Below are 22,907 nucleotides of genomic sequence, written 5' to 3' on the forward strand. Positions count from 1 at the left end.
TTGGAGAAACAGAGCATGAAACTATGGATGATATTGCTCAGTTTAGTAGTAGTGACTGGGTGTTCAATGCGCGATATGCAACCGATGACTGGAAAGACAGCTCAATTGCATAACCTTAATGATCCTGATGGCGATGGCGTTGTCTTAGCTAGAGAGCGTTGTACTGGAACCATTGCCAAAGCTGAAATTGATAATTATGGCTGCGGCACTGTTAAAAAGTATCAAGAGCGTCGCGAACTTAAGATCCAGTTTGCAAATGATTCAGCGTATCTCGCACCGAAATATTACGGGCAAATTGAAACACTGGCCGACTTTTTAACTCAATATCCAGATACTAAGGTTGTGATTGAAGGGCATTGCAGCAAAGTAGGTGATTACCAGCATAACCTTGAGCTTTCGCAAAATCGTGCTGAAGCCGTAGTAAACGTTTTGGTAAAACAATTCAGCATTAATCCTTCAAGGTTAACCGCTAAAGGCTATAGTTATGATCGTCCCGTGGATGACTCTCATGACTCTTACGCCCATAGTCGTAATCGTCGAGTGATGGCTGAAGTAACTGGTGAAAAAAGTGCTGCCGATTATAAATGGGATATTTATACTGTAGATAAACAGGAAAAGTATTAATTTTTCAGGAAAACTGAGCGATTAATACCTCAATAAGGATTGGCAGAAGAAATGGCAGCTCGAACCAGTTTGCTTTCGGTTCATTTAAAAAAACAAAAGTGGCTCTTATGGCTAGCATTGTTATGTGGGCTAGGTGTCGTTGCCAAGCAACCGGCCTTAAATCGTGGTAAGGCCGTAGCTTCGCTTGAACAACGTTACGGTGAGCGAGCTGGACGTAGAGCTAATGCATGGTTCGATATTATTGAGCAGAATCAAGGACAAACAGAACATAAGCAACTAAAAACAGTTAATCGCTTTTTTAATTATTTTCAGTTTGTTGATGACATAAAATTGTGGGGCGAATCGAACTACTGGGCAACGCCGATGGAGTTTATCGGGGTTAATGGTGGCGATTGTGAAGACTTTTCGATTGCTAAGTATTTCACGCTGTTACAGCTCGGTGTCCCTGAAGAAAAAATGCGTATTACCATGGTAAAAGCGCAACAATTAAACCAGTACCATATGGTATTGGCCTATTACGAAACCCCGGGTTCAATTCCGTTAATTTTGGATAATTTAGATAAGCAGATCAAACCCGCTAATGAGCGAACAGATCTTCTACCAGTATACAGTTTTAACGGTAAGCAATTATGGCTAAATAAAGAAAAAGGTCGGGGCGTGTTAGCAGGGAAGGCCACACGTCTTAAAAAATGGAACGATCTCAACCAACGCCTAGGTTTAAGTCGCTTACGCTTGCCTAGACTGAATTTGGAGTAGCAAAACATGACCCTGTTCCGACAAATATATGCGCTACTGTTCGGATTATTTTTACTCGTAGTTCTGTGCTTAGGGTACTTGCAATTTACCGAAACTCGCAGCTTCCTACAAAAGCAAATGAGTTCAGATATTAACAATGCCAGCCATTCATTAGGATTAATGTTAGTGCCAGCACTAGAAGCGGGGGATATGGCTCAAGCCGAAACCTTGGTAAACGTTATCTTTGAGGGTGGCTTTTATAAACAAGTTAAATTGACTTGGCTGGTAGACGGTAAAGAACAGCTCTGGGAAAACCCGCTTCAAGTACAAGAGGTCCCTCAGTGGTTTTTGGCTTTAGATTTATTTCCTGCAATTACCAAAGAAAGCACAGTAACCTCTGGTTGGTTGCAATTGGCAAAACTTGAGATCACCGCACACCCTGCATTTGGCTATTATGAGTTATGGCGAGTGATAACTAACGCCATCATTATATTTGCATTATTATTTTTAGTTGCCATTGTGTGCGCCCGTTATGGGATCACCTTTTTGCTCAAACCGCTCAATGCCCTTGCCGATCATGCAAAAAAACTAGAGCAACAGCAGTTTGGTCAATGTATGGATTCACCAAAAATTCAAGAGCTACAGCCAGTAGTATCAGCCTTTAATAGCATGTCCACCAAGTTATCAAAAGTCTTTGATTCTTTAGATAATGAACTCACTCAATTGCGTAATAAAAATCTTGTCGATCATGTATCTGGTTTACCCAACCGTCAGTACATGATGTCGAGGCTGGAGAGTTGGACAGCCGAACCAGGAAGTGGTGCACTCATTTTAGCCAAATTTGAATGGCTAGAGCATGTTCATAATCGTTACGGTTATGAAGTGCGAGATGAAACCATTCGCATACTTTCTGAGACTCTACAATCAGAATTAGATAAGGTTTCTTCATCGGTTATCGCTCGTATCGCCGCTTTTGAATTTGCCTTTATGATCCCTGACGTCGAACATGAAAGACTAAGCAAGTATTTACAAACCCTTATTCGAACTTGTAACCAAGAAATCACCCGCTCAGGTGGTAATGCTAATCAAGGCATTGTGTTTGGTGTCGCTGAACGTCTAGAGGATATGAATGCTTCAAAACTATTGTCTCAGGCGGATAATGCCCTGCAGACAGCAACTCAACAAGAAACAGTCTATGTCTGGTTAGAATCAAGTGAACCGCAAAGCCTTGATCGTCAGCAGTGGCGTGACAGTTTAACTTCGGTAATCGAAGCGAAACAATTCCACTTTCGTTGGCAGCCAGTGTTGTCGATGTCTGGGCAATTGGAGTTACATCGGGAACTGTACTGCCAATTAGAAATCCAGAATGCAGTGATCAATGCCGGTAAGTTTATGCCGTATGTGGAGTTATTTGCATTAGGGAGCACCTTGGATAAATGCTTACTAAGCTCAATCAGTTCGAATCCACTATTACACAATCATTCAGGCAAGTTGGCCGTCAATTTGACTAAACAAAGTATTCAAGATGATGACTTTCATGTCTGGTTAGATGATTTCTTAGCAAGTTGTAGTATGGTTGATAAGCTGTGTTTCGAAATACCTGAGGCGGCCGTACATTCAAATCTTGACGCGTGTGAGCGCTTATGCCAATTATTGAAAACACGAGGTTGTGCGGTAGGTATTGATCATTATGGGCGCCAATTAGGTTCTATGTCTTACTTACAAACACTGAACCCAAACTATGTAAAACTGGATCAAGGACTGGCTTCAGATTTAGAACAAACCGATAACACCGAAGTAGTTACAGCCCTAATAAATGTTGCAAAAGGGTTGGAAATCAAAATCATAGTTACAGGTATACAACAATCTATTGAGCTTGAGAAGTTAACTGGCTATGAACTTGAAGGATACCAAGGTTTTATTGAGCCGCCAGTTAAGCTGTAACCACTCTCCCATACGGCTGTCTCATCGCTGGGCAGCCAACTCCAACTCCAACTAATTAACTACATATTAACTTGCCTTCAGAAAATGAACTCAAGTTTATGATTAATTGCAGATTATCCTAACTAATACTATTTTTGGCATAGACAAATTTTTTTTACATATTTAAGGCTACTTACATTTAAGTAGTTTCTAGGAGTGCCTTTATGCACGAATTAAAATTGGTTGATGACAGTAGCCTAGCTAGATTAGCAGCTGATGAGCAAATAAAAGAAGCAGGAAGATCATTGGCTTCAGGGCAAAGGCAAGTCATTTCTTTTGAGCACTCCGATGACAAGAGCTTAAAAAACAAATATTACTTTGTCGTCCAGGATGGTGAGATTTTTTCTGGAAAAAACGCTGACACGTCAAAGAGAAAATTTAAGCAATTTTGGAAAAAGAGCTCCGAGACTCCTTGTGATGTTAGTTTGGGTGGAAGTAATGGTGAGCATGAAACGGAACAAATGCTCTTAAACTCTGTATTAGTAGCAGGCCAATTACCGCTTGATATAGTTGTTAAAACGCTGATGAAGTATCCAGCACATGGAGCCGCCATTCTTCATAAAATTTATGAGCGAAACCCCGCAAGATTTGAAGCAATAGTTAAGGAAATAAAAAATCAGGAGCGGCAGCCTAGAAGACAGAGACAACAAGTCCAAGCTATAGAAAGCTCGGGAAGTGACGTAGAAATCAACACAGATCAAAACATTTCACAACAACTCGCCACGGTAGGAATTGGAGCAGCTAGCGAAGTACAAACTAATACCGTAGGTAGTCACGTAAATGACGCCACAGAAAGCGATGGTGACTATGTTGTTACACAGGAACAAAGTGTATTTACGGAGCTCAGACAATATAATACTGAAAGCTATGTTCAGTGTCTTTTGGTGTTATCTAAAGCTGAGCCTGAATCGCTGGATGTTGTTACCAGTATTCTGATGGATTCCCCTCAAGATGGTGCAGGTATTCTGCATAAAATTCGTAAGAGAACTCCTGATAATTTTGCAATAATAGTCAAAGAAATAAGGGCTAAAGAGCGGATAAGACAACCACAACATCAAAGTGTGATTACTGAGCTAAGGTGCAGGAACACTGAGAGTTACGCACAGTGTCTTAAGGTGGTAGCGGCTAAAGAGCCTGAATTTGTGGCAAAAATGTTACCTCAGCTTAGTGCTACAGAGCTTAACAAAACAGTATTCTTATTGAGTCAAGCCGAGTCTGGAAATTCCGCGTCGGCGATTGAACCAGAACTGCCTATGGTACTGAGGCATCTTACCGAGACAGATATTACTGCTATATTCCATAATGGGTGCCAAGTAGAGGAGACACAAAGCACAACATCTGAAGATAAGGCATTATTTACATATTCCAATGGAGTAAGGCTGATTCTTACTCGTATTTCGCGTGAACAGTTTATTACTGTTTTTAACAGACTCCCCATTTATGACAAAGCGGTTATGATAAGCCTCTTTCACAAAAGGGATTTAGATAGTGTCATAGTTCATACCCCCAACTTACTGTCAGATTTTAGTAAAACTGAGCAGCGAGTGATGCTCAGCGTCTTGAGTCAAGGAAAAGTAAGCATTAGCGGTTTTAAAACACTTGAAGATGCGCAGGAGTTTGTTAAAAAACATGGCGTTATAAAAGACAAATATTTCTTTCCAAAGCAAGTAGAAGTTAATGGTGCATTTGAACCAATAGGTGGAATACCTCATAAGATATTGCTTTTGGATCTGTCTAATGCAAATAAACAGAGACAATCTGAGTTAGTAAGGGTTGTAGTAGACAGCATGGAGGGTAAATATGTCGTTCCAATCTTAGGTTTACAAGACCAACCATTAGAACAGCAACAGCAGACTCAGCCATTAGAGCCAGTGCAATCTAAAAAGCAAGTGGAAGAAAAGTCATTAGTTACAACAACGATTACTCGTGAGCGTGCAGTATCAGAGCCAGATTATGAGGCATCAGATGAAGATTCACGTGCTGGTGCCAACAGAAAACGATCAAAAAGTACATCCGAACAAGTTGATCCATTAGCCAGTTTTAATGTATCGCCAACTGAAGCCTCTCCTATTCATAAAGCATTTAATGAAGGAGAGGAAGAAGTCGTTGTTAAGCAAAAACAAACTCAAAGACAGCAGCAAGTGCAGGAGGAGGCTAGACAACAACGTAGACAAAGACGTACAGACCGTAAAAGAGTAGTTCCTTCAATTGCGCCTGAGGATTTTAGGACAGAGGAAACATGGATAACCCAAAGTCAACCTGATGAATCCATCATGAAGTTTATGGGGGTTGATGTTAAGCAACAAGATGTTTTAAAAGTCCCGTCTATCATTCCATTGAACATAAAGCCCGATCAATCCATTGTTGTGAAAAAATCAGAGCCCTTGGAACCACAAAGTATTCCTGCAGATGCTCCTCTTGAAGATTATATCGAGACATCAGATGGCGAAGATGATGCAGACTTTAATTTTGCCGACATTTTACCACGTTTGAGTGAAGCTAGACCTGATGACTCTGAAGAAGTGGATACTGAGCGTTCTCTACAGCCGATGTCCCTTCAACCATTGTCTTTAAACCAGCCATTATCGTTGAGTATGCCATCATCTGGTTTGGATGATACAGCCCTACCTCAAGAACAATCGTTAGATTGGCAAGACAATGATCCGCAAGTATCACTCACATTACAAACTCAAATGGCAGCTGCAGAGGTTGCTGTAGTTCAAAATGTGGTTTCAAAACAAGTGGAAACATCATTAACGCGTGCGGATATTGACTCTTTGTCTGGGGAAGTTCAGTCTGAAGCTAAGAAATTAGAGCTGGATTTAGACGTTGAATTACCAGAGAGTATACTCGCAGTATTTCATCAGGCGATGCAAACAAGAACGTTTGAAGAGCTATGTGTTCAAGCCGGTAACTTTATGGTTGAAGCAAATTTATTTGTTGATGAAGCTGAATCTAGAAGTAAGGAGCTCACTTATTTACAAAAGCGCAGATTACGTAACTGCTTGACTCATCTCATGGCAAGAGCTTGCTTACTGGAGCAAGATGGTGAGGCTGTCGATATGAAGCTAGGAAGAATCGAACGTGGTGGCAAACGCGCATTAGGAGCAAAAGCCATTAAGTTAGTTGAGATGCGTAACTACTTAGATTCAAATGGGCTTAACGGTGTAGTAAAAAGATCGACAATAGGCAATTTATTTACGGGGTTTGTGCAAAATGCTCTGAATGTCGCTGACCATCCACAAGCTGCTCAAGTTAAGCAGATACACCAGCAAAGGTTATCCGAAAAACTGTCAACAAAAGCGTTCAATATTAGTGTTAAATCTCGTCTTAGCATTGAAGATCCGCTAGAGGATACTTTAGGCAAATTAGACGGAGTGAAAGCCAAAAAGAGTAAACCTGCGAAAACAGGTAAGATAGAACTATTGGCGCAATTAAAAGAAAGTGATTACGGCGATGTTAAAGATTTAGCCACAATGGGCAGTGCTACCGTTACTGAGCTTCGTCAACAAAGAATGACGGCTGCACAAGCAAAAGCGGATACAAGCTTAGATAAATACATTGATGAAGTTGCGCCATTGCTTTCGAATTTAGCTGAAGAGCTAGATCAGTTAGAAGATGCTGCTGAACAATACGATCAGGATTATCTAAACGCAGTATCCATACCAAAAGAGGCAGAGATTGAACACATAACTAGACTTCAACAAATTGAAGAGCTGCAAGCGCATCATGATGCATTAGCAGAGCTAGAAAGGCTAATTAAAAATATCAAATCACTACTTAGAGCTGAAGCAACGCTTAGAGAAGAATTGGAAGAGTTTGATGAAGAAACCCGCACTAAAGACGTTCAATCTATAGAGTTTTTATTCCACCCTGTTTATGAAGAGCAAGTAAGGTTACGTAAACAAGCGTTGATGCTTGATTTTGATGCGACTCAAAGAAAAACAGTAACTCATAATAATAAACGTAAGCTATTGCAACCTACACAAATTTCTTCTCATATTCCTGAACTTGTCGAGATACAAGTACGAAAACTTGTTCCGGAAAGAGCTGACCCTGACGGTACCACCGATGAATATTTGCAGCTCAAAGGAGCGGTAGAATTTGAAGTTGAAAAAGTGTACTGCGAAGGATTGCTGAGTGCTTTTGGGGCTGAAAAATTTGGTAACTTATCGGCCGTTGATGAGAATCATATGACTCATGCTCACCGTGCGGCATTACGAGATCATTTAATGCTTAATTGTGACTTGCCACTTTCGCGTCCGCAAAAACGTCGCTTTTATGAAATAGTGAAAGAGATGGAAGAGATAAATACCAATGCTACTTGTACTCTACAAGAGTTCCAAAAAGATTTACGTTTCATAACCAAGCCGTGTACCAAAGAAGTCATGCTGTATTTAGCTCAAAAAGAACCTGATCTATTTGTACAGCTGATAACAGAGTTGGATTATTCTCAATTAACCGCAGAGGGGTTACAGGGCATTTTCTATGGTTGTAGATTGTTAACCTCCCCTGAGTTTATGGAACAGTTTGATGGACACCAGAATTTAGTCGAATTTTTAAAACTCAATCCAGTGTCCATAGATATTTCTGAACAGCATATGGAACAGATAAAAACTTCTGTTGTTACTTATGCTTCAACGTTACAGCGTGATGGTAAAACAGGCATTGCTACAAAACCAGAAGGCGCTGACTTCGAGATTTTACCTTACCCTAAATATGAAAAATTTGACGTTACTGACAAAGCTTGTCAAGCCTTAGGGGCACTTCAAGTTGCATCTGCATTTATTAATGCTTATCGAGATTTTTGCCTTGCCGCTATTTCTGAAGAGCAAAAACCTCCCAAGCAGACGGAAGAGCAAGAGCTAGAAGCCTTCTACGCAGAACAGGAGCTGCTGGAGACAAATGCTCTGAAATTAAAGGCATTAAACAATAATGTTGTTTATTGCGGAACTGAAGTGCTACGTTTATCTCAGCCTGATTTTAAGAGCAAGAAAATTTGGTATACCCAATACTTCTGCCGTAATGCTGTTCCAGGCTTGACAGTAGTAAATACTGATATGTTCCAGCCACGTTCAGGTTTTATTATCAGGGATAAAAATCCTTCAGTAAAATGGGCTACAGCTAAGCAATAAATGAAAGATATTAGGCTGAGGTAAAACCTCAGCCTAAAGCAAATTATTTATGATATTGCCCAGAGTGTTTAACCACTGAATCAATAAAGGCTTTGGCATGCTCAGGATCCACATGCTGATGGATACCATGACCAAGGTTGAATACATGGCCTGAGCCATTACCGTAGCTAGCCAGAATTGACTTAACTTCTTGCTCAATGCGCTCAGGCGTCCCATAAAGTACAGATGGATCCATGTTGCCTTGAAGAGCAACTTTCTCACCCACACGGCGGCGAGCATCACCAATATCAACTGTCCAATCTAAGCCTAATGCATCACAGCCCGTTTCGGCCATAGCTTCTAGCCATAAACCGCCACCTTTGGTAAATAAGGTTACTGGTACTTGACGTCCATCAGCATGACGAGTTAGGCCATCCACGATTTTTTGCATGTATGGTAGTGAAAACTCACGGTAGGCATTGTGAGATAAAGCACCACCCCAAGAATCGAAAATCATTAGTGATTGAGCGCCGTTTGCGACCTGTGCATTCAAATACAGAATGACAGAATCAGCCAGCTTATCTAATAACAAATGTAACGCTTTAGGCTCTGAGTACGCCATCTTTTTGATTTTTTCAAACGTCTTGCTGGAACCGCCTTCAACCATATAGGTGGCGAGCGTCCAAGGAGAGCCGGAAAAACCAATCAGTGGTACTTCGCCTTTTAGCTCACGACGAATGGTGTTGACTGCATTCATTACATAGCCAAGCTCGTCTTCCGGATCAGGAATTGCTAGTTTTTCAATGGCGGCCATGCTATCGGCTTTACGCTCGAACTTAGGGCCTTCGCCTGTTTCAAAGTATAAGCCTAATCCCATTGCATCAGGAATGGTGAGAATATCTGAGAATAAAATCGCCGCATCTAAGTCGTAACGACGTAAAGGCTGTAGGGTAACTTCACAAGCCAGTTCAGCATTTTTACAAAGTGACATAAAGTCGCCAGCTTGAGCACGAGTCGCACGATATTCTGGTAAATAACGGCCCGCTTGGCGCATCATCCAAATAGGAGTGCGATCTACAGGTTGTTTCAGTAGCGCCCGTAAATAGCGATCATTTTTTAATTCAGTCATCAGGCTGGTTCCTAAACATCGAGTCAAAATAATTGCTGCGTAGTGTACCTGAGAACTGTGATCAAAGTTAGCGTTATTTGGTGCAAAATGTGCTAAATCAAGACCTTTGTAAAAGTTAAACGCACGAGATGTGATTAAGATCAAACTCAACAGACAATGATAATAAAGTAATCAATTTTTATTCGAAAAAGGTTGATCAAACCGTCGATTGTTACTTACATTAGACTGTAGGGAAAATAAACAATTGGGAAACAGGATGCTAAGCAAACTAGAACAAGCCGAACAACGGTGGGGTGGAGCTAACCAACTGATCGACCAATGGCTCAGTCATCGTCGTAGTTTATTAATCCAGTATTTTAAGTTAGCTGGTTTACCGCCTTACGAAACGGAAGAGCAATCCTTACCATCATTTGATAATGTAAAAGAATTTTGTAACGCCCTTGTAGACTATGTGTCAGAGGGACATTTTGAAGTGTATGATCAAGTGGTTTCCGCTTGTGAAAAACATGGACCCAACAGCCAAGAGCTAGCCAGACAACTTCTCCCAAAAATCAGTTCCAGTACAGACATAGTTCTTGATTTTAGTGACAAATACACTCAAGCAACCAGCGAGAATGTGTTGTTAGAGTTGGATGATGATTTATCACGTTTGGGTTCTTCAATAGAAAACCGATTTGGCTATGAGGATGAGCTGTTAGAAGTGTTGCATGAGTATCATTCGTAGTTTTATCTTTTCGTAAAAAAGCCTAGGCATAAGTACCTAGGCTTTATTGTTATTGGAGTTCGATTACTTCACTAAATCCAATTCTTTCAACAAATTGTCAGCATGATCCACTTTATCCATCATCCATAGAATGTAACGAATATCTACGTGAACAGCGCGGGTGATTTCTGGGTTGAAGAACCAATCCTTAGTGATGGCTTCGTAAGTAGAGTCGAAGTTCAAACCGACTAATTCACCGTTTGCATTAAATACAGGCGAACCTGAGTTACCACCTGTGGTATCAACGCTGGATAAAAAGTTAACTGGTACAGATTCAAACTTGGCTGGGTTGGCTTCACATGAGAATAAGCGGCAAAGCATGCTGCGTGGATCAGGATAAACTGACTCAACTTCATGGCTGCCATAGTCTTTGTCTTTAATGGCTTTGATAAGCTTGGCTGGAGCATTAAATGGCTCAACACCCGTGTTTTTTGCCACTAACCCTTCAAGCTTAGTAAATGGCTGCTTATACATACCATCTTGAGCTTGATAGCCGTCAACAACACCGTAAGTCACACGTAAAGTACCGTTAGCGTCTGGGTAGACAGGTAGATCGAGCGATTTGTTATAAGCGATGATTGCGCCCATGTAAGCAGGACGAGCAATAGACAGTTTACCTGCTAAGGTTTTCGCGGCTTTTTCATTACGCATGTTGGTGTCGTACAACGCAACAGCTAATTGAATGAACGGATCTTGGCTGGTTTTAAAATCAGCAACAGAGGCATTCATCCAGTGTAAGCGTTTTTCGTGCTTGGTAAGCTGTGATTGAGCGTACATCTTATCAACTCGTTGCTGTAATGGCGCTTTATCTTGTGCAAGCCAAGTCTCCAATGCTTTGACGCGATCAGACTGTTTTTCATAAGCCATTAAATCTTGCAGCCACATTACTTTATCAACGCGAGCATCGAAGCGAGTATCTAAGCGTTTCAGGCGAGCGGCAAATAGCTTCATATCACGCTCTTGATAGCCAGCCTCACGTTTCGCATCAGGCTTTTGCTTTTCGTTGGCAAGACGATATAAACGCTTGGCGGCTTCGAGTAATGCACTGGATTGAGCATTGTCAAAATAGAAGCCTTGCATGTAGCTGGCGTGCTGCTCTTTAAGCAAAGCTTCTAGGTTAGAAACAATCTCACTATTAGGCTGCTGCTTAACAAGCCACGCTTTAAATTCATTTTCTTTGTGCTGCTTGATACCTACGATATCAGTGGCACGGAAACCATCTAACAAGCCGTTTAGTTTTTTCATGCGGTTGGCGGTTGATGCAAGCGTGCTAGCGTATTGGATTTTGATATCTTTATTGTCAGCACCCATTTGTTCAATGGTATCAATACGACGTTGATAACGTTCAGCCAAGTGCGGATATTGCCAGTCGTTAGCAAATTTAAGCTCTGAGGTCAGACGGTAACGGCTAGTGCGTCCGGGATAACCGGCTGCAAATACGGCATCACCGGCTTTCACACCGTTTTCGTTAATTTTAACGAAGCCTTTGGGTACGTAAGGCACATTGTCTTTACTGTACTGGGCAGGTTTGCCGTCTTTGCCTACATACGCGCGTAAAAAGGTAAAGTCAGCGCTGTGGCGAGGGTATTCGTAGTTATCAATCGCACCACCAAAAGAGGCCGCGTGTTCCGATGGTGCATAAACTAAGCGAACATCGCGAATGATAAGCTGTTTGATTTGATAGTATTCAAGACCATTATGAAAACTACTAACTGAGCAGCGATAGTTAGGATCTGATTCACATTGTTTAATTAGATCTTTACGACGTTGAGCAATGGTTTGATAACGGGTAAGAGGATCGTCTCCTAAATCAGCCGTTACTTGGTTCGTAACATCTTTTACTTCTTCAGTAATGTAAAGGCGCTCGTTGGCACCCGCAGACACTTCTTCACTCATGGATTTTGCTAAAAAACCATCGGCCAAATAGTTATGGTCTTTATTACTGTTGTGTTGAATGGCACCATAAGCACAGTGGTGATTAGTCACAACTAAGCCTTTCGGAGACACGAAACTCGCGGTACAGTATCCTAAACTCACGACAGCATTCATTGGGTATTGAGTGAGATCAGCCAATTGTTTCGCTGGGATTTCAATACCACGCTGTTTAAGCTTATCTGCGATTGAGGGAAGTTGGTGAGGTTGCCATTGTCCTTCATCAGCGATGGCAGCACGATGAACCAGTGCAGAGCCAGATGAAAGAGCCAAGGCGACAATGAGTGCCTTACGCATAGTTATTCCTTAATTTATCTTGCGAATTCCACTAGAATGATGTCTAGGGCTGAGGGTTTGAATTTATATCATATTTACAGCACCGATTGTTAAAAGAAACCGCATTGATTTACATCGCGCTATACAGGAGCATGAATGGCACAGCAAGGGGCAGCAAAAACACAATTTAAGGCGAAAGATGCCCAAGTCGAAGGCATTAAAATGCCGCCACACTCACTCGAAGCTGAGCAATCCATTTTAGGTGGACTCATGCTGGATGCCGAAGCGTGGGATAAAGTGTCTGAAGCTGTGGTTAGAGAAGATTTTTACTCTCGCTCGCACCGTTTGATTTTTGAATCCATGTCGAAGCTGGTGGAAAGTGGTCAACCGCTGGATTTAGTGACGGTTACTGAGCAGCTTGAGCTGGAAAATCAGCTTGATGACGCCGGTGGCTTTGCTTACATTTCTGAGATCACCAAAAACACGCCAAGTGCGGGTAACATTTTATCTTACGCTGAAATTGTGCGTGAGCGTGCCGTTGTGCGTGAGATGATCCGTGTAGCTCATGACATTGCTGATGCGGGCTATAACCCAGAAGGACGTGGTTCAAGTGAGCTATTAGATCTAGCCGAAAGTAAAGTATTCAAAATTGCCGAGCAACGAGCCGATGCTAATGAAGGCCCTGAAGGCATTAAAAGTATTCTTGAAAAGACCGTTGATAAAATCGAAGAGCTGTATAACAACCCTCATAACGGTGTGACAGGAGTATCTTCAGGCTTTTCTGATCTCGATAATATGACCGCAGGTTTCCAATCAGGCGATTTGATCATTGTTGCGGCACGTCCTTCCATGGGTAAAACCACCTTTGCGATGAACCTCTGTGAACAAGCCGCTTTACATGAAGACAAGCCTGTACTGATCTTCAGCTTAGAAATGCCGTCTGAGCAGATCATGATGCGTATGTTGGCATCCTTAGGCCGAGTTGACCAAACCAAAATTCGTACTGGTCGTTTGGACGATGATGATTGGGCGCGCGTATCTTCCACTATGGGCATAATGCTTGAGCAAGGCAAGATGTACATCGATGACTCGTCAGGTTTGACGCCAACCGAAGTACGCTCTCGTGCGCGTCGTATTGCTCGTGAATATGGTGGCTTGTCGATGATCATGGTGGATTATTTGCAGCTAATGCAAGTGCCTGCTTTATCGGATAACCGTACCTTGGAAATCGCTGAAATTTCTCGTTCTCTCAAAGCGTTAGCAAAAGAATTAGAAATCCCTGTAATTGCACTATCTCAGCTTAACCGCTCGTTGGAGCAACGTGCTGATAAACGCCCAGTAAACTCAGACTTACGTGAATCAGGCTCTATCGAGCAGGATGCGGATTTGATCATGTTCATTTATCGTGACGAAGTGTATAACGATAACTCGGAAGACAAAGGCACCGCAGAGATCATTATTGGTAAACAGCGTAACGGCCCGATTGGACGTGTTCGTTTAACTTTCCAAGGTCAATGGTCGCGTTTTGATAACTTCGCTGGTCCTCAGTTTGAAGAAGATTAAAGTATCACGAGTAATAGGTAGCCTTTGACAATTCACAATTCGAATCAGGATAATTTTTTGAAGCCTTTCCCCCGCGCAGAGGTGAGTTGTCGCGCGTTAAAACACAACCTTGAGCAATTAAAAGTCATCGCACCAAACAGTAAAGTCATGGCGGTTGTTAAAGCGAATGGTTACGGACATGGTTTGATCAATGTCGCCAAGTGTTTAACTGAAGCAGATGGTTTTGGGTTAGCGCGATTAAAAGAAGCCTTAATGCTACGTGACGCCGGTATTCAACAAAAGCTGTTATTGCTTGAAGGTTTTTTCCATGAGCTTGATTTACACAAGCTGGTGGATCACAACATTGAAACGGTAGTGCATCATGAATCGCAAGTAGAAATGTTGGAGCTGGCCGATTTACCAAGACCGATCCGAGTGTGGCTAAAGCTCGATTCTGGTATGAATAGACTGGGTGTTACCTCTGAAGAATTTTCCAGTATTTATCAGCGTTTAATCGATTGCCCAAATGTAGAAAAGCCTATTCATTTGATGACTCATTTTGCCTGTGCTGATGAGCCTGAAAATACCATGACTCAAGAGCAGTTTGAGTTGTTTGAATCGTTAACACAGAACTTAGAGGGCGAGCGCACCTTATCGAATTCAGCAGCAACGCTTTATTGGTCACAAGCCCATGGTGATTGGGTTCGACCCGGAATCGCCTTGTATGGTGTTTCTCCTGTGATGGGGGATTTAGGCACAAACCACCAACTCACACCTGCAATGGAATTGAAATCGCAGCTGATCTCAGTCAAAAGCGTAAAAGCCAACGAAAGTGTGGGTTATGGTGCCTATTGGCAAGCTCAACAGCAAACAACATTAGGCGTTGTGGCGATTGGTTATGGTGATGGATATCCTCGAAATGCCCCAGAAGGTACACCCGTTTGGGTAAATGGACGCCGAGTGCCGATAGTCGGGCGCGTGTCGATGGATATGCTGACGGTTGATTTAGGCGTAGAAGCTCAAGATAAAGTTGGCGATGAAGCTATTTTGTGGGGTAAATCATTACCGGTTGAAGAAGTCGCTGCGCATATTGGCACCATCGCTTATGAACTGATGACTAAACTGACACCACGAGTGGCGGTTTGTTTGGAATAAACTCCAGCTGAACAAACATCGAATATCTGCTGCGATAAACTGAAAAAGCCAGACTCTTTGCCTACACTCTCAATAAGCAATGATTGTGGAGCTATAGCATGAAGGAAGAACTGGTTTTTCGTGAGGCGAACCAAGACGAAATATCGCTGTTATTCAATGGGATCATAAAAGAAGGTTGGAATCCCGGTATTCACGACATCCACACTTATCCAGACTGCACCAATACTCATTTCGCTGTCGCATTACATCAAGATCAGCCGGTTTCTTTCGCCTCCTATATTATTTACCAACAAAAGTATGCCTTTGCGGGTTGCTATTTGGTGCTGAACCCCGAGCAAAGAGGTCAAGGTTTTGGGTTGGCACTAACAAATCATTTGTTGGACGAGATGAAGCAAAAAGGCGTCAAAGTTATTGGGATCGATGGTGTGGTGGCACAAAGAGATAACTATGCCAAAAAAGGCTTTGTAGATGCTTATCTTCATCGCCAGTTTTACTATCAAGTGCAAGGCCATGAATCCATCGATGAAAATGTCAGCTTAACTTGCCCTGAAATTGATACCCTTACTGCTTTTGAAGCGCCATTTGTTCCAGAGCCAAGATCTGCATTTTGGCAAACGTGGGCAGTGAATGATCCTTCTAAAAAGTTCGCCTGTATCCACGATAGTTACGGTGAATTATCCGGTTTTGCATGTTTGAGAAAAGCGGTTAACGGCTATCGAGTCGGTCCAATTTATGCCGAAGGTGTTGATGAAGCTATAGAGTTGCTGCATGGTTTAGCAGCCCAAGTTCCTGTAGAGAGCATACTTTATATCGATATCCCAGAAGGGAATCCTGCTGGCTCACATTTTATTCATCAAGCAGAGCTGACTGAAAATCAATTTGATTGCATGCGAATGTACAAGGGCAAGCAACCTCAATTAAACGTAAAAGGTATTTTTGGTGTGTGCACGCTGGAAATGGGTTAGTTTCTTACGCGTGACGGCAACAAACCTTTTAGCTTTAAGCCAGCTTGAATAAACGGGTTAATATAAATCCCCCACAAGGTTTCATGCTGTTGGTATTGTTTTCCAATCCCCAATTTTAGAGGAGAGTTGATTTCAGAAGCTTTGATCAAGCTTCGATTTAATCTGTCCCAAATCGACAATGCTGAACCTAAATTGGTATCAAAATGCTTCGGATTTGCACTGTGATGAACTTGGTGCTGAGCTGGGCTAATAAACCAATTCTCTACTTTATCTCCCCAGCTTAGCCAGATATGACTGTGGCGTAAGTTACTGCCCATGACGTTGAAGGCAAATACAAATACGTTGGCACCAACAATGTCATACATTTTGAGTGATGGACCAAATAGGTAATAACACAAACCAACAACAAAGCCTTGTGTTAACGCCATACGACAAGCATACAAATAGCTTTCAACAGGATGTGAGCGATAAATGGTAAAGGGTGTGAGTACAGTAGCTGAATGATGAACCTTATGAAACTCCCATAAGAAAGGGATACGGTGTAGTAAATAGTGTAAGTAGAACCGAGTAAAGTCGTCAAAAATAAACAGCAATAAGGTAAAGACAACCATAATGCCTATTTCAGATGACATTACAGGCTCGTGTGCGCCAAATACCCACTCAAATGCGTCAGATACGCCAAGCGCAACAGGCACCATAGTTAATACGATGGTTGGAAATAGTGCCGCTTTAAGCAGTTTATTTAATACTAGCAAGGCATAGTCATGCTTGGCTGACGTGGCTAAATAGATGTGTTTGGGAAACAGAAAACGCAAAAAGCCAAAAAACGACGCTTTTTCTGCTGATTGCTTTAATGTGAAAAAGAAAACGGGAAGTGCCAGCAAGATGGCAGAGACAATATAACCCCAATAAATACGCTTATTGGGGTCAAATACGTACAGTGATAATTCCTTAAAATTGCTGGTTAGAAATTCCATCACTGTACCTCACACACATTATTGACTAGAACTGATACTGATAACCCACAAAGGCTTGACGCGCTTTACTTGGTCGTGCTCCATAAGGACGACGGCTAACAATTTCCTGCTTATCAAATACATTATCCACTTTTAAATAGATGACACCGTATTTATCAAAGCTGTAGTTTGCCGATAAATCGACGATAGACAGCGCATCGGTTTCAACACCAGATAATAACACGCCTTCACCTGACGCTTCTTGCATTGAATCAATGTATCTGCCGATTGCATTAATTCCCCAGTCATTCGCTTGAATACCAACTTTTAGTGTGAGCTGATTTTCTGGCGTGTAAGGTAATTTATCGCCTTTTTTCACATTTCCCCACTGTGGAAAAGCCGATTCAAAAGCAGTATCAAATTTGGCTTTGGTGTAGGTGTAAGCAAGGCTAACAGGTAAATCAAAACTGGAATTTAATGTAAATGTATGACCAGCAGTGAGCTCTAAACCTGCAACGCTGGCTTTACCACTATTAAACTCTTTTTCATCATCTTGACCACAATTTGAAAAACCACAGGTTTCAATGAGATTCTCAATATCGTTGAAGAATACGGTCGCTTCAAGGTTAGTGTTACCATTGTTATAGCGTCCACCCAGTTCATAGTTAATGCTGTTTTCAGGCTTTATGCTGGATGGCTGTTTAGGACTTGATGGCACAAAGCCTTCATGAATACCGAAGAATACCCCTGAGTTATCCGATAGCTTATAGAAAGCGCTTAGGCTAGGTAACCAAATTTGAGTACTTTTCTTTTGCCAATCCCCGTCTTTACTTGGGGCTTGGTTTTGAAAATAAGCATCAATAAATTCACCACGAACACCAACGGTGACATCAAGCGCTTTGTAGCTAATCGTATCTTTGATGAAAATTGAGATAGCATCTGTTTCTTCTAAATTAGTGCTGGTGGCAACTTGAGCAATACCATCACTCACTAGCTGGCTAGAAGTCATCAAGAATGAATCTTCTGTATGACGACGTTGGATTTGATCTTGGTGGAAGCGCGCACCAATATTGAAGCTGTGTTTTAGCCCTGCTAATTTAGTGTACCAATACAACTCAGACTGAATACCTTGTGAATAGAACTTACGATTGTTATCACCAAGAATAATTAATTCATTATTTCTGGAACTGTCTATTTCACCTTTAAGAAGACGCAGTAAGTCCTCGTAACGCTCAGGTTCAGCTAATATATTTTGTAACGCAGGTAACGTGCCGCCACCTTGCCGCTTTAATCCATTAATCTTAAACCAAGAACGCTTGAAATCGTGACGATACACTTTTGTAGTTACATCAAAATCATCATTGCCAATAAAGTGGGTCAACATGACTTGCTGGTGATCCCAATCCATTTTATCTTTTTGGCTAGCCGTATAGCGACGGTTGGGATTCTGCTTAAAATCCGCATCGGTTAGGCCGAGGTAGGTTTCGTTAGAAACCTCATCGGCGTAATCGATCTTTAGCTCGACAATTTGGTTGTAGCTGTCGGTTGAAAAATCATATTGGAATTTAGCCATGATGTCGTTTTTATCAAAGCCAGTATCTCCTCCACCATCAAGCTCTTTAAAACCATCAGATTTAACCTTTGCCGCCTCAACAAGGTAACCAAATTTTCCATGGGTATCACCGGCATACCCGTGAATTTTTTGATAACCATTGCTACCGACAGATAAATCAATAGCGCCTTCTAAGGCACTTGGTACAGGGCGAGTGGTTAAGTTTAGTGCGCCCGCTACGGTAAACGGACCATACTTGATCGCTGAAGGGCCTTTAAATACTTCCAGCGAGTTGATTTTGGTCATCATTGGGAAATAATAGGCCGCAGGCGCCGAGTAAGGAGCAGGGCCAATTAACACGCCATCTTCCATTATGGTGATTTTCTTACTGCGCTCAGGCGTTACTCCACGAAAGCCAATATTCGGACGCAGACCAAAACCATCTTCTTCGCGAATATTGACACCGGGAATGCTGTATAGCACTCGGTTAATGTCATCAAACTTGAATTGTGCAAGCTCTTCTTCACCAATAAACGTCGCAGACCCTGATTCGGTTTTTAGTTTTTGTTTTTGACCTATGATTTGTACACGTTCAATCAGTTTATCCGCTGCGCTATCTTCAGCTAAAACGGGCGTTGAAAAAACAGAGGTGACAGCGGTAGCGATAGCGCCGATTTTAAATTGCTTGTTCATTAGTCGTTATCTCCCGCTGATGTTTTTGGAAGTGTTAAGGCTAAGCTATTGATGAAGTCAGTTTTGAGTTTGTCGGTGACTTTTTTCACTTCGGCATGGGTTTGGGTAACTTGCTCTGAATTATTTTCAAGCGCTTGAGCAAGTGTTGTTTGATATGCTTTGGCACTCGTAATGGCTTTTTGAACATCAGAAAGCATGATGTTCGCCGTGTCTTGATCGCCTTCATTTACAAGGTAATCCGTGAAACCTATTCCTTCTCCACCTTTTAATAGGCGTTCGAAAGCTTCAAGGTTATTAATTATGTGTTTAATTGACTGGTGAGCGTATTTAGACTCAACATCTTGAGGGCAAGCTTCTGCGCCACAGGAGTTTTTCTCTGCTATGCCTAGTGGATATGCTAACTTAATATCTTTGGTGGTTGAGTCAAGATAGAACATTGCATCACTAAAGCGGTTGACCGCTTCGTGCTCTGAGCTAAAACCACTACCCGATTCACCTGCTTTTTTTAGTAAAGCTGTGTGTGCTGTCCAACTAGAAACCACTGTATCTGCACTGTTCTTGATATCTTTTGCGACTTCAACGGCAAAGTTACAGCGAGCGATTTTCTTTTCAGAGTCAGTTAAATTATCCCAGCCAGAAGGTGCGGCAGTAGTACAGCTGCTAGCGAGATTTTTGTTGAACAGCAAATATTCAAGTGCGTCTAAGCCACGGCGGTTGGCGGTACGTTTGGTAATGTCATAAGGTGCGCCATTAACGGTGCCAGTCTTAAAGAACATCACATCAAAATCGACACCACAGCTACTTACCGTTGGCCATGAGTAAATGCTATTTCGAAGCTGGGCATCATTGGCTAATAACGGGCCAACTTGCATTAACTCTGCTTGTTGCCAAACGCCAATGGCTTTAGTCCAGCTATTTTGTGCGGTTGTGAGCGCGGTTTGTACATTTTCAGCGCTAGCATTATTAGCTGCTAATGCTGTTTCTTGTTGGCAATATGCGTTAACAGCCTGCTGCTGAGCAATGGCATCTTGCCTAAATTCAGCGAAAGTTGGCGCAATCACATTATCAGCGAGGTTGGCAATTAGTGCTTTTTGATTAAAGCCATTACCATTATCAGGTGCTGGAGTCACTGGTTTGTCGCCAAAATCAGGTCCTGCATTGCTTGATGTGCTTTCACCGCACCCTGAAAGTAAGGCAGCGGAAATACCCAGTGCCAATATTGAGAGTAGACGCGTATCTTTCATGACTGAATTTACCTTGTTATTTTAATACCTTGAGCTTTGAGAAAACTGAAAGCTATAGATACAGCAAAGCTTGGCATAGAGCCAAGCTTTAGATTTAAATCACTTTCTCTTTTAAAAAGAGATAGATATTACCACTTTTCCACATTTTCAGAATTCAACTTCAATGCTTCAGCGATAATGTCACGAGCTTGTAGCAGGTTATCTCTATACGTTTCGATGTCATCAGCTTCAACCATTACTGGCTTGGTACCCATCAGAGTATGGATTTGTTCAAACTGTGCATCAGTAATGTCTGAATGTGGATTGAACTGTAGACCCAAACCAAAGCCTTTCATTTCTGACCAGTGCTTAGCAAGATCTGAATAGCTGTAGTCTTCTGCGTTGGTTTTTAGCTTTTCTAAGTCAGCACGGGTGTCATTGATGTAGTGAATTACTGTTGCTGCAATCGCTTTTTCCCAACCGTCTACCGCGATGTCACGTTGAGCTTTTAGCTCAGTCATTTGTGCGTCAGTTAAAGCATTACCTGCGGCATCATTGATGATTTTACGACCAGCAATAAATGCTTCCATAGTGGTTTTAGTGAAATCAGTTGGTTTAGCGTTATCTTTAGTTCCACGGTCACGCTTAGCGGCGTTTACTGATTGGCCAAAGTTGATTTCAGAAGTTAAATCAATTTTGCCATCGCCATTAGTGTCGTGCTTACCTTGCCAGTTGTCACGACCACCTTTTTTAGCAATTTCATCATCGGTGTAAGCAAGGTAATCGCGAGCGGCACCAAAGTAACCGAAGCCTTCATCAAATTGATGTTCTAGGCTTGAGTATGGCTTAGCGCCATCACTGTCACCAGCAGTGTTATCGTTGCCTAAACCTTCATCTAAGTAATCATCCGTACCTTGTGAGTAGGTGATGGCCATAAGCAGGAATTTTTGGATCAATTGCTTTAGATCGGTACCGTCAGTGTTTAGGTAAACAGGAATTGTTTTACCGTTAAAGGTGCGTTCTGTTCCGCCGATTTCGATTTCAGCGTTGTCTGCAAGCTGACCAAAGAAGATATCAACGAGCTTTTCAGGAGTGGTTGAACCTTTAGCATTCCAACCTGCAAACTGACCACTGTTTTCACCTTCTTGTAACCAGTTTTTATGTTGCTTAGAAGGATCACGGCCTGCGATTTTTCCTTCAAGACTTTTATGGCTGCTTGAAATATCAGCTAAAAATCCTTGCTTAGCACCATCGAACGCTTTTAATGCAAAGTTGTCGTACTGTTCAGTTGAAGTACGGAAATAGCGGTTCAATGCGTTTAAAACATCATCACGAGTTTTTAAGGTTTCATCATCAATGTCTTTTTGTAACTGATCGCCAATATAGTTAGTAAGCTCAGCAATTAATGCATGGCGAGCCGTTTGACCTGTATAAGAAACGCTAGATTCACCCTCTTTGAACTTACTCATAAAGTCATAGTCTGGTAAATCAGAAACTGAAATTGTGAGCTCTTTGGTGAGCGTTGCGCCTGCTTTATCTTTAGCTGTAACTTTAGCTTTAAGCTCTTTTGCCATTTCATAGTTAGCAATTTTGTTATCAGCAAGTTTTAAAGTATTGCCATCAACTTTGAACATGTCGCCTTCAACACTATAGGTGTGAGTGTCGCCTGAATCAGCATCGGTTGCAGACAAAGTACCAATGGTTGCACCTGCCATGTTTTCGTCAACTTTCATGGCACTTAACGTGATATCAGATGGTGCTACATTTTGAGGAGTGTTGTCTTTATCTGAACTACCGCCACATGCAGATAGAACCAGTGCAGCTGATACTGCTAGAGCTAGATTTTGCTTTTTCATGCGCTTATCAAACCTTTGTGTCGTAGGAAGTGTAACGTTTGTAACAAATTTGAGGTGGATGTTATCACAAATGGATGTGGAAATACGAACTGTTCTCAGTTAGATTTGCGTAAACTTTAGAAGTTTTTGATCTATATCAATACCTAAAAGTTATATATAGGTGGGGTATTTTAGTATTTGTTATTTGTATCAATAACCTAGTATTTTTAGTTTAAAAACTCTAAAGAGGGTGTAAATTGTAATGTGCTGCATTACATGGGAGAGGATTAAAAATGGGGCTTTACTTAAAGATCCCCTCATATTTCTAAATCAAATAATCCCAAAGACACTGCGGTAAATACGATGATTTTTAAGGTAACGATAAAAGTTTTCCATTAATGGAAGCGCCCATTCTTCTCTCATTGTCGGT

The 22,907-nt window shown here is 41.8% G+C and carries 14 protein-coding genes; 8 read left to right on the plus strand and 6 right to left on the minus strand.

The genetic code is table 11. The features are described from left to right. Positions 1 to 15 precede the first annotated feature (15 nt). The 4 genes from D5018_RS07825 to D5018_RS07840 all read left to right on the plus strand — a co-directional run bounded on the left by D5018_RS07825 (position 16) and on the right by D5018_RS07840 (position 8,477). A complete protein-coding gene (locus D5018_RS07825) occupies positions 16 to 624 on the plus strand; it encodes an OmpA family protein (protein ID WP_121838449.1) in 609 nt (202 codons plus the stop codon). Positions 625 to 675: 51 nt separating this feature from the next. Beyond that, a complete protein-coding gene (locus D5018_RS07830; protein ID WP_121838450.1) occupies positions 676 to 1,380 on the plus strand; it encodes a transglutaminase-like cysteine peptidase in 705 nt (234 codons plus the stop codon). A 6-nt stretch (positions 1,381 to 1,386) separates the two neighbouring features. Further along, positions 1,387 to 3,303 (plus strand): bifunctional diguanylate cyclase/phosphodiesterase, encoded by a 1,917-nt coding sequence (locus D5018_RS07835; protein WP_121838451.1) that lies wholly within the window; start codon positions 1,387 to 1,389, stop codon positions 3,301 to 3,303. A 203-nt stretch (positions 3,304 to 3,506) separates the two neighbouring features. Further along, positions 3,507 to 8,477 (plus strand): AAA family ATPase, encoded by a 4,971-nt coding sequence (locus D5018_RS07840; RefSeq protein WP_121838452.1) that lies wholly within the window; start codon positions 3,507 to 3,509, stop codon positions 8,475 to 8,477. 43 nt (positions 8,478 to 8,520) lie between these two features. On the opposite strand, the gene hemE is transcribed toward D5018_RS07840, so the two are convergent. Further along, positions 8,521 to 9,585 (minus strand): uroporphyrinogen decarboxylase, encoded by a 1,065-nt coding sequence (gene hemE / locus D5018_RS07845; RefSeq protein WP_121838467.1) that lies wholly within the window; start codon positions 9,583 to 9,585, stop codon positions 8,521 to 8,523. 256 nt (positions 9,586 to 9,841) lie between these two features. On the opposite strand from hemE, the gene rsd reads away from it, so the two are divergent. Then, entirely contained in the window at positions 9,842 to 10,309 is a 468-nt protein-coding gene (rsd, locus tag D5018_RS07850) for a sigma D regulator (RefSeq protein WP_121838453.1), read from the plus strand. A 63-nt stretch (positions 10,310 to 10,372) separates the two neighbouring features. On the opposite strand, the gene D5018_RS07855 is transcribed toward rsd, so the two are convergent. Continuing rightward, positions 10,373 to 12,577, minus strand: a complete 2,205-nt coding sequence (locus tag D5018_RS07855) for a S46 family peptidase (RefSeq protein ID WP_121838454.1) — start codon at positions 12,575 to 12,577, stop codon at positions 10,373 to 10,375. 135 nt (positions 12,578 to 12,712) lie between these two features. Between D5018_RS07855 and dnaB the strand changes: the two genes are divergently transcribed. From dnaB to D5018_RS07870, 3 genes are all read left to right on the plus strand, one after another. Beyond that, the gene (gene dnaB / locus D5018_RS07860; protein WP_121838455.1) at positions 12,713 to 14,119 is read left to right on the plus strand and encodes a replicative DNA helicase; all 1,407 of its coding nucleotides are present in this window, start codon (positions 12,713 to 12,715) and stop codon (positions 14,117 to 14,119) included. Between the two features lie 57 nt (positions 14,120 to 14,176). Further along, positions 14,177 to 15,253, plus strand: coding sequence for an alanine racemase (gene alr, locus D5018_RS07865; RefSeq protein WP_121838456.1), 1,077 nt, complete (start codon positions 14,177 to 14,179; stop codon positions 15,251 to 15,253). A 98-nt stretch (positions 15,254 to 15,351) separates the two neighbouring features. Further along, positions 15,352 to 16,218, plus strand: coding sequence for a GNAT family N-acetyltransferase (locus tag D5018_RS07870; RefSeq protein WP_121838457.1), 867 nt, complete (start codon positions 15,352 to 15,354; stop codon positions 16,216 to 16,218). On the opposite strand, the gene D5018_RS07875 is transcribed toward D5018_RS07870, so the two are convergent. From D5018_RS07875 to D5018_RS07890, 4 genes are all read right to left on the minus strand, one after another. Continuing rightward, positions 16,215 to 17,198 (minus strand): sterol desaturase family protein, encoded by a 984-nt coding sequence (locus D5018_RS07875; protein ID WP_121838458.1) that lies wholly within the window; start codon positions 17,196 to 17,198, stop codon positions 16,215 to 16,217. The genes D5018_RS07870 and D5018_RS07875 overlap by 4 nt on opposite strands. 22 nt (positions 17,199 to 17,220) lie before the next feature. After that, positions 17,221 to 19,419, minus strand: a complete 2,199-nt coding sequence (locus D5018_RS07880; RefSeq protein WP_121838459.1) for a TonB-dependent receptor family protein — start codon at positions 19,417 to 19,419, stop codon at positions 17,221 to 17,223. Continuing rightward, complete coding sequence (locus D5018_RS07885) at positions 19,419 to 20,663, minus strand: imelysin family protein (protein ID WP_121838460.1); 1,245 nt, start codon at positions 20,661 to 20,663, stop codon at positions 19,419 to 19,421. Before D5018_RS07885 ends, D5018_RS07880 begins: the two co-directional genes overlap by 1 nt. A gap of 128 nt (positions 20,664 to 20,791) precedes the next feature. After that, entirely contained in the window at positions 20,792 to 22,498 is a 1,707-nt protein-coding gene (locus D5018_RS07890; protein ID WP_121838461.1) for a DUF4856 domain-containing protein, read from the minus strand. Positions 22,499 to 22,907: the final 409 nt, after the last annotated feature.

Source organism: Parashewanella curva, assembly GCF_003675895.1.
Classification (GTDB): Bacteria; Pseudomonadota; Gammaproteobacteria; order Enterobacterales; family Shewanellaceae; genus Parashewanella; species Parashewanella curva.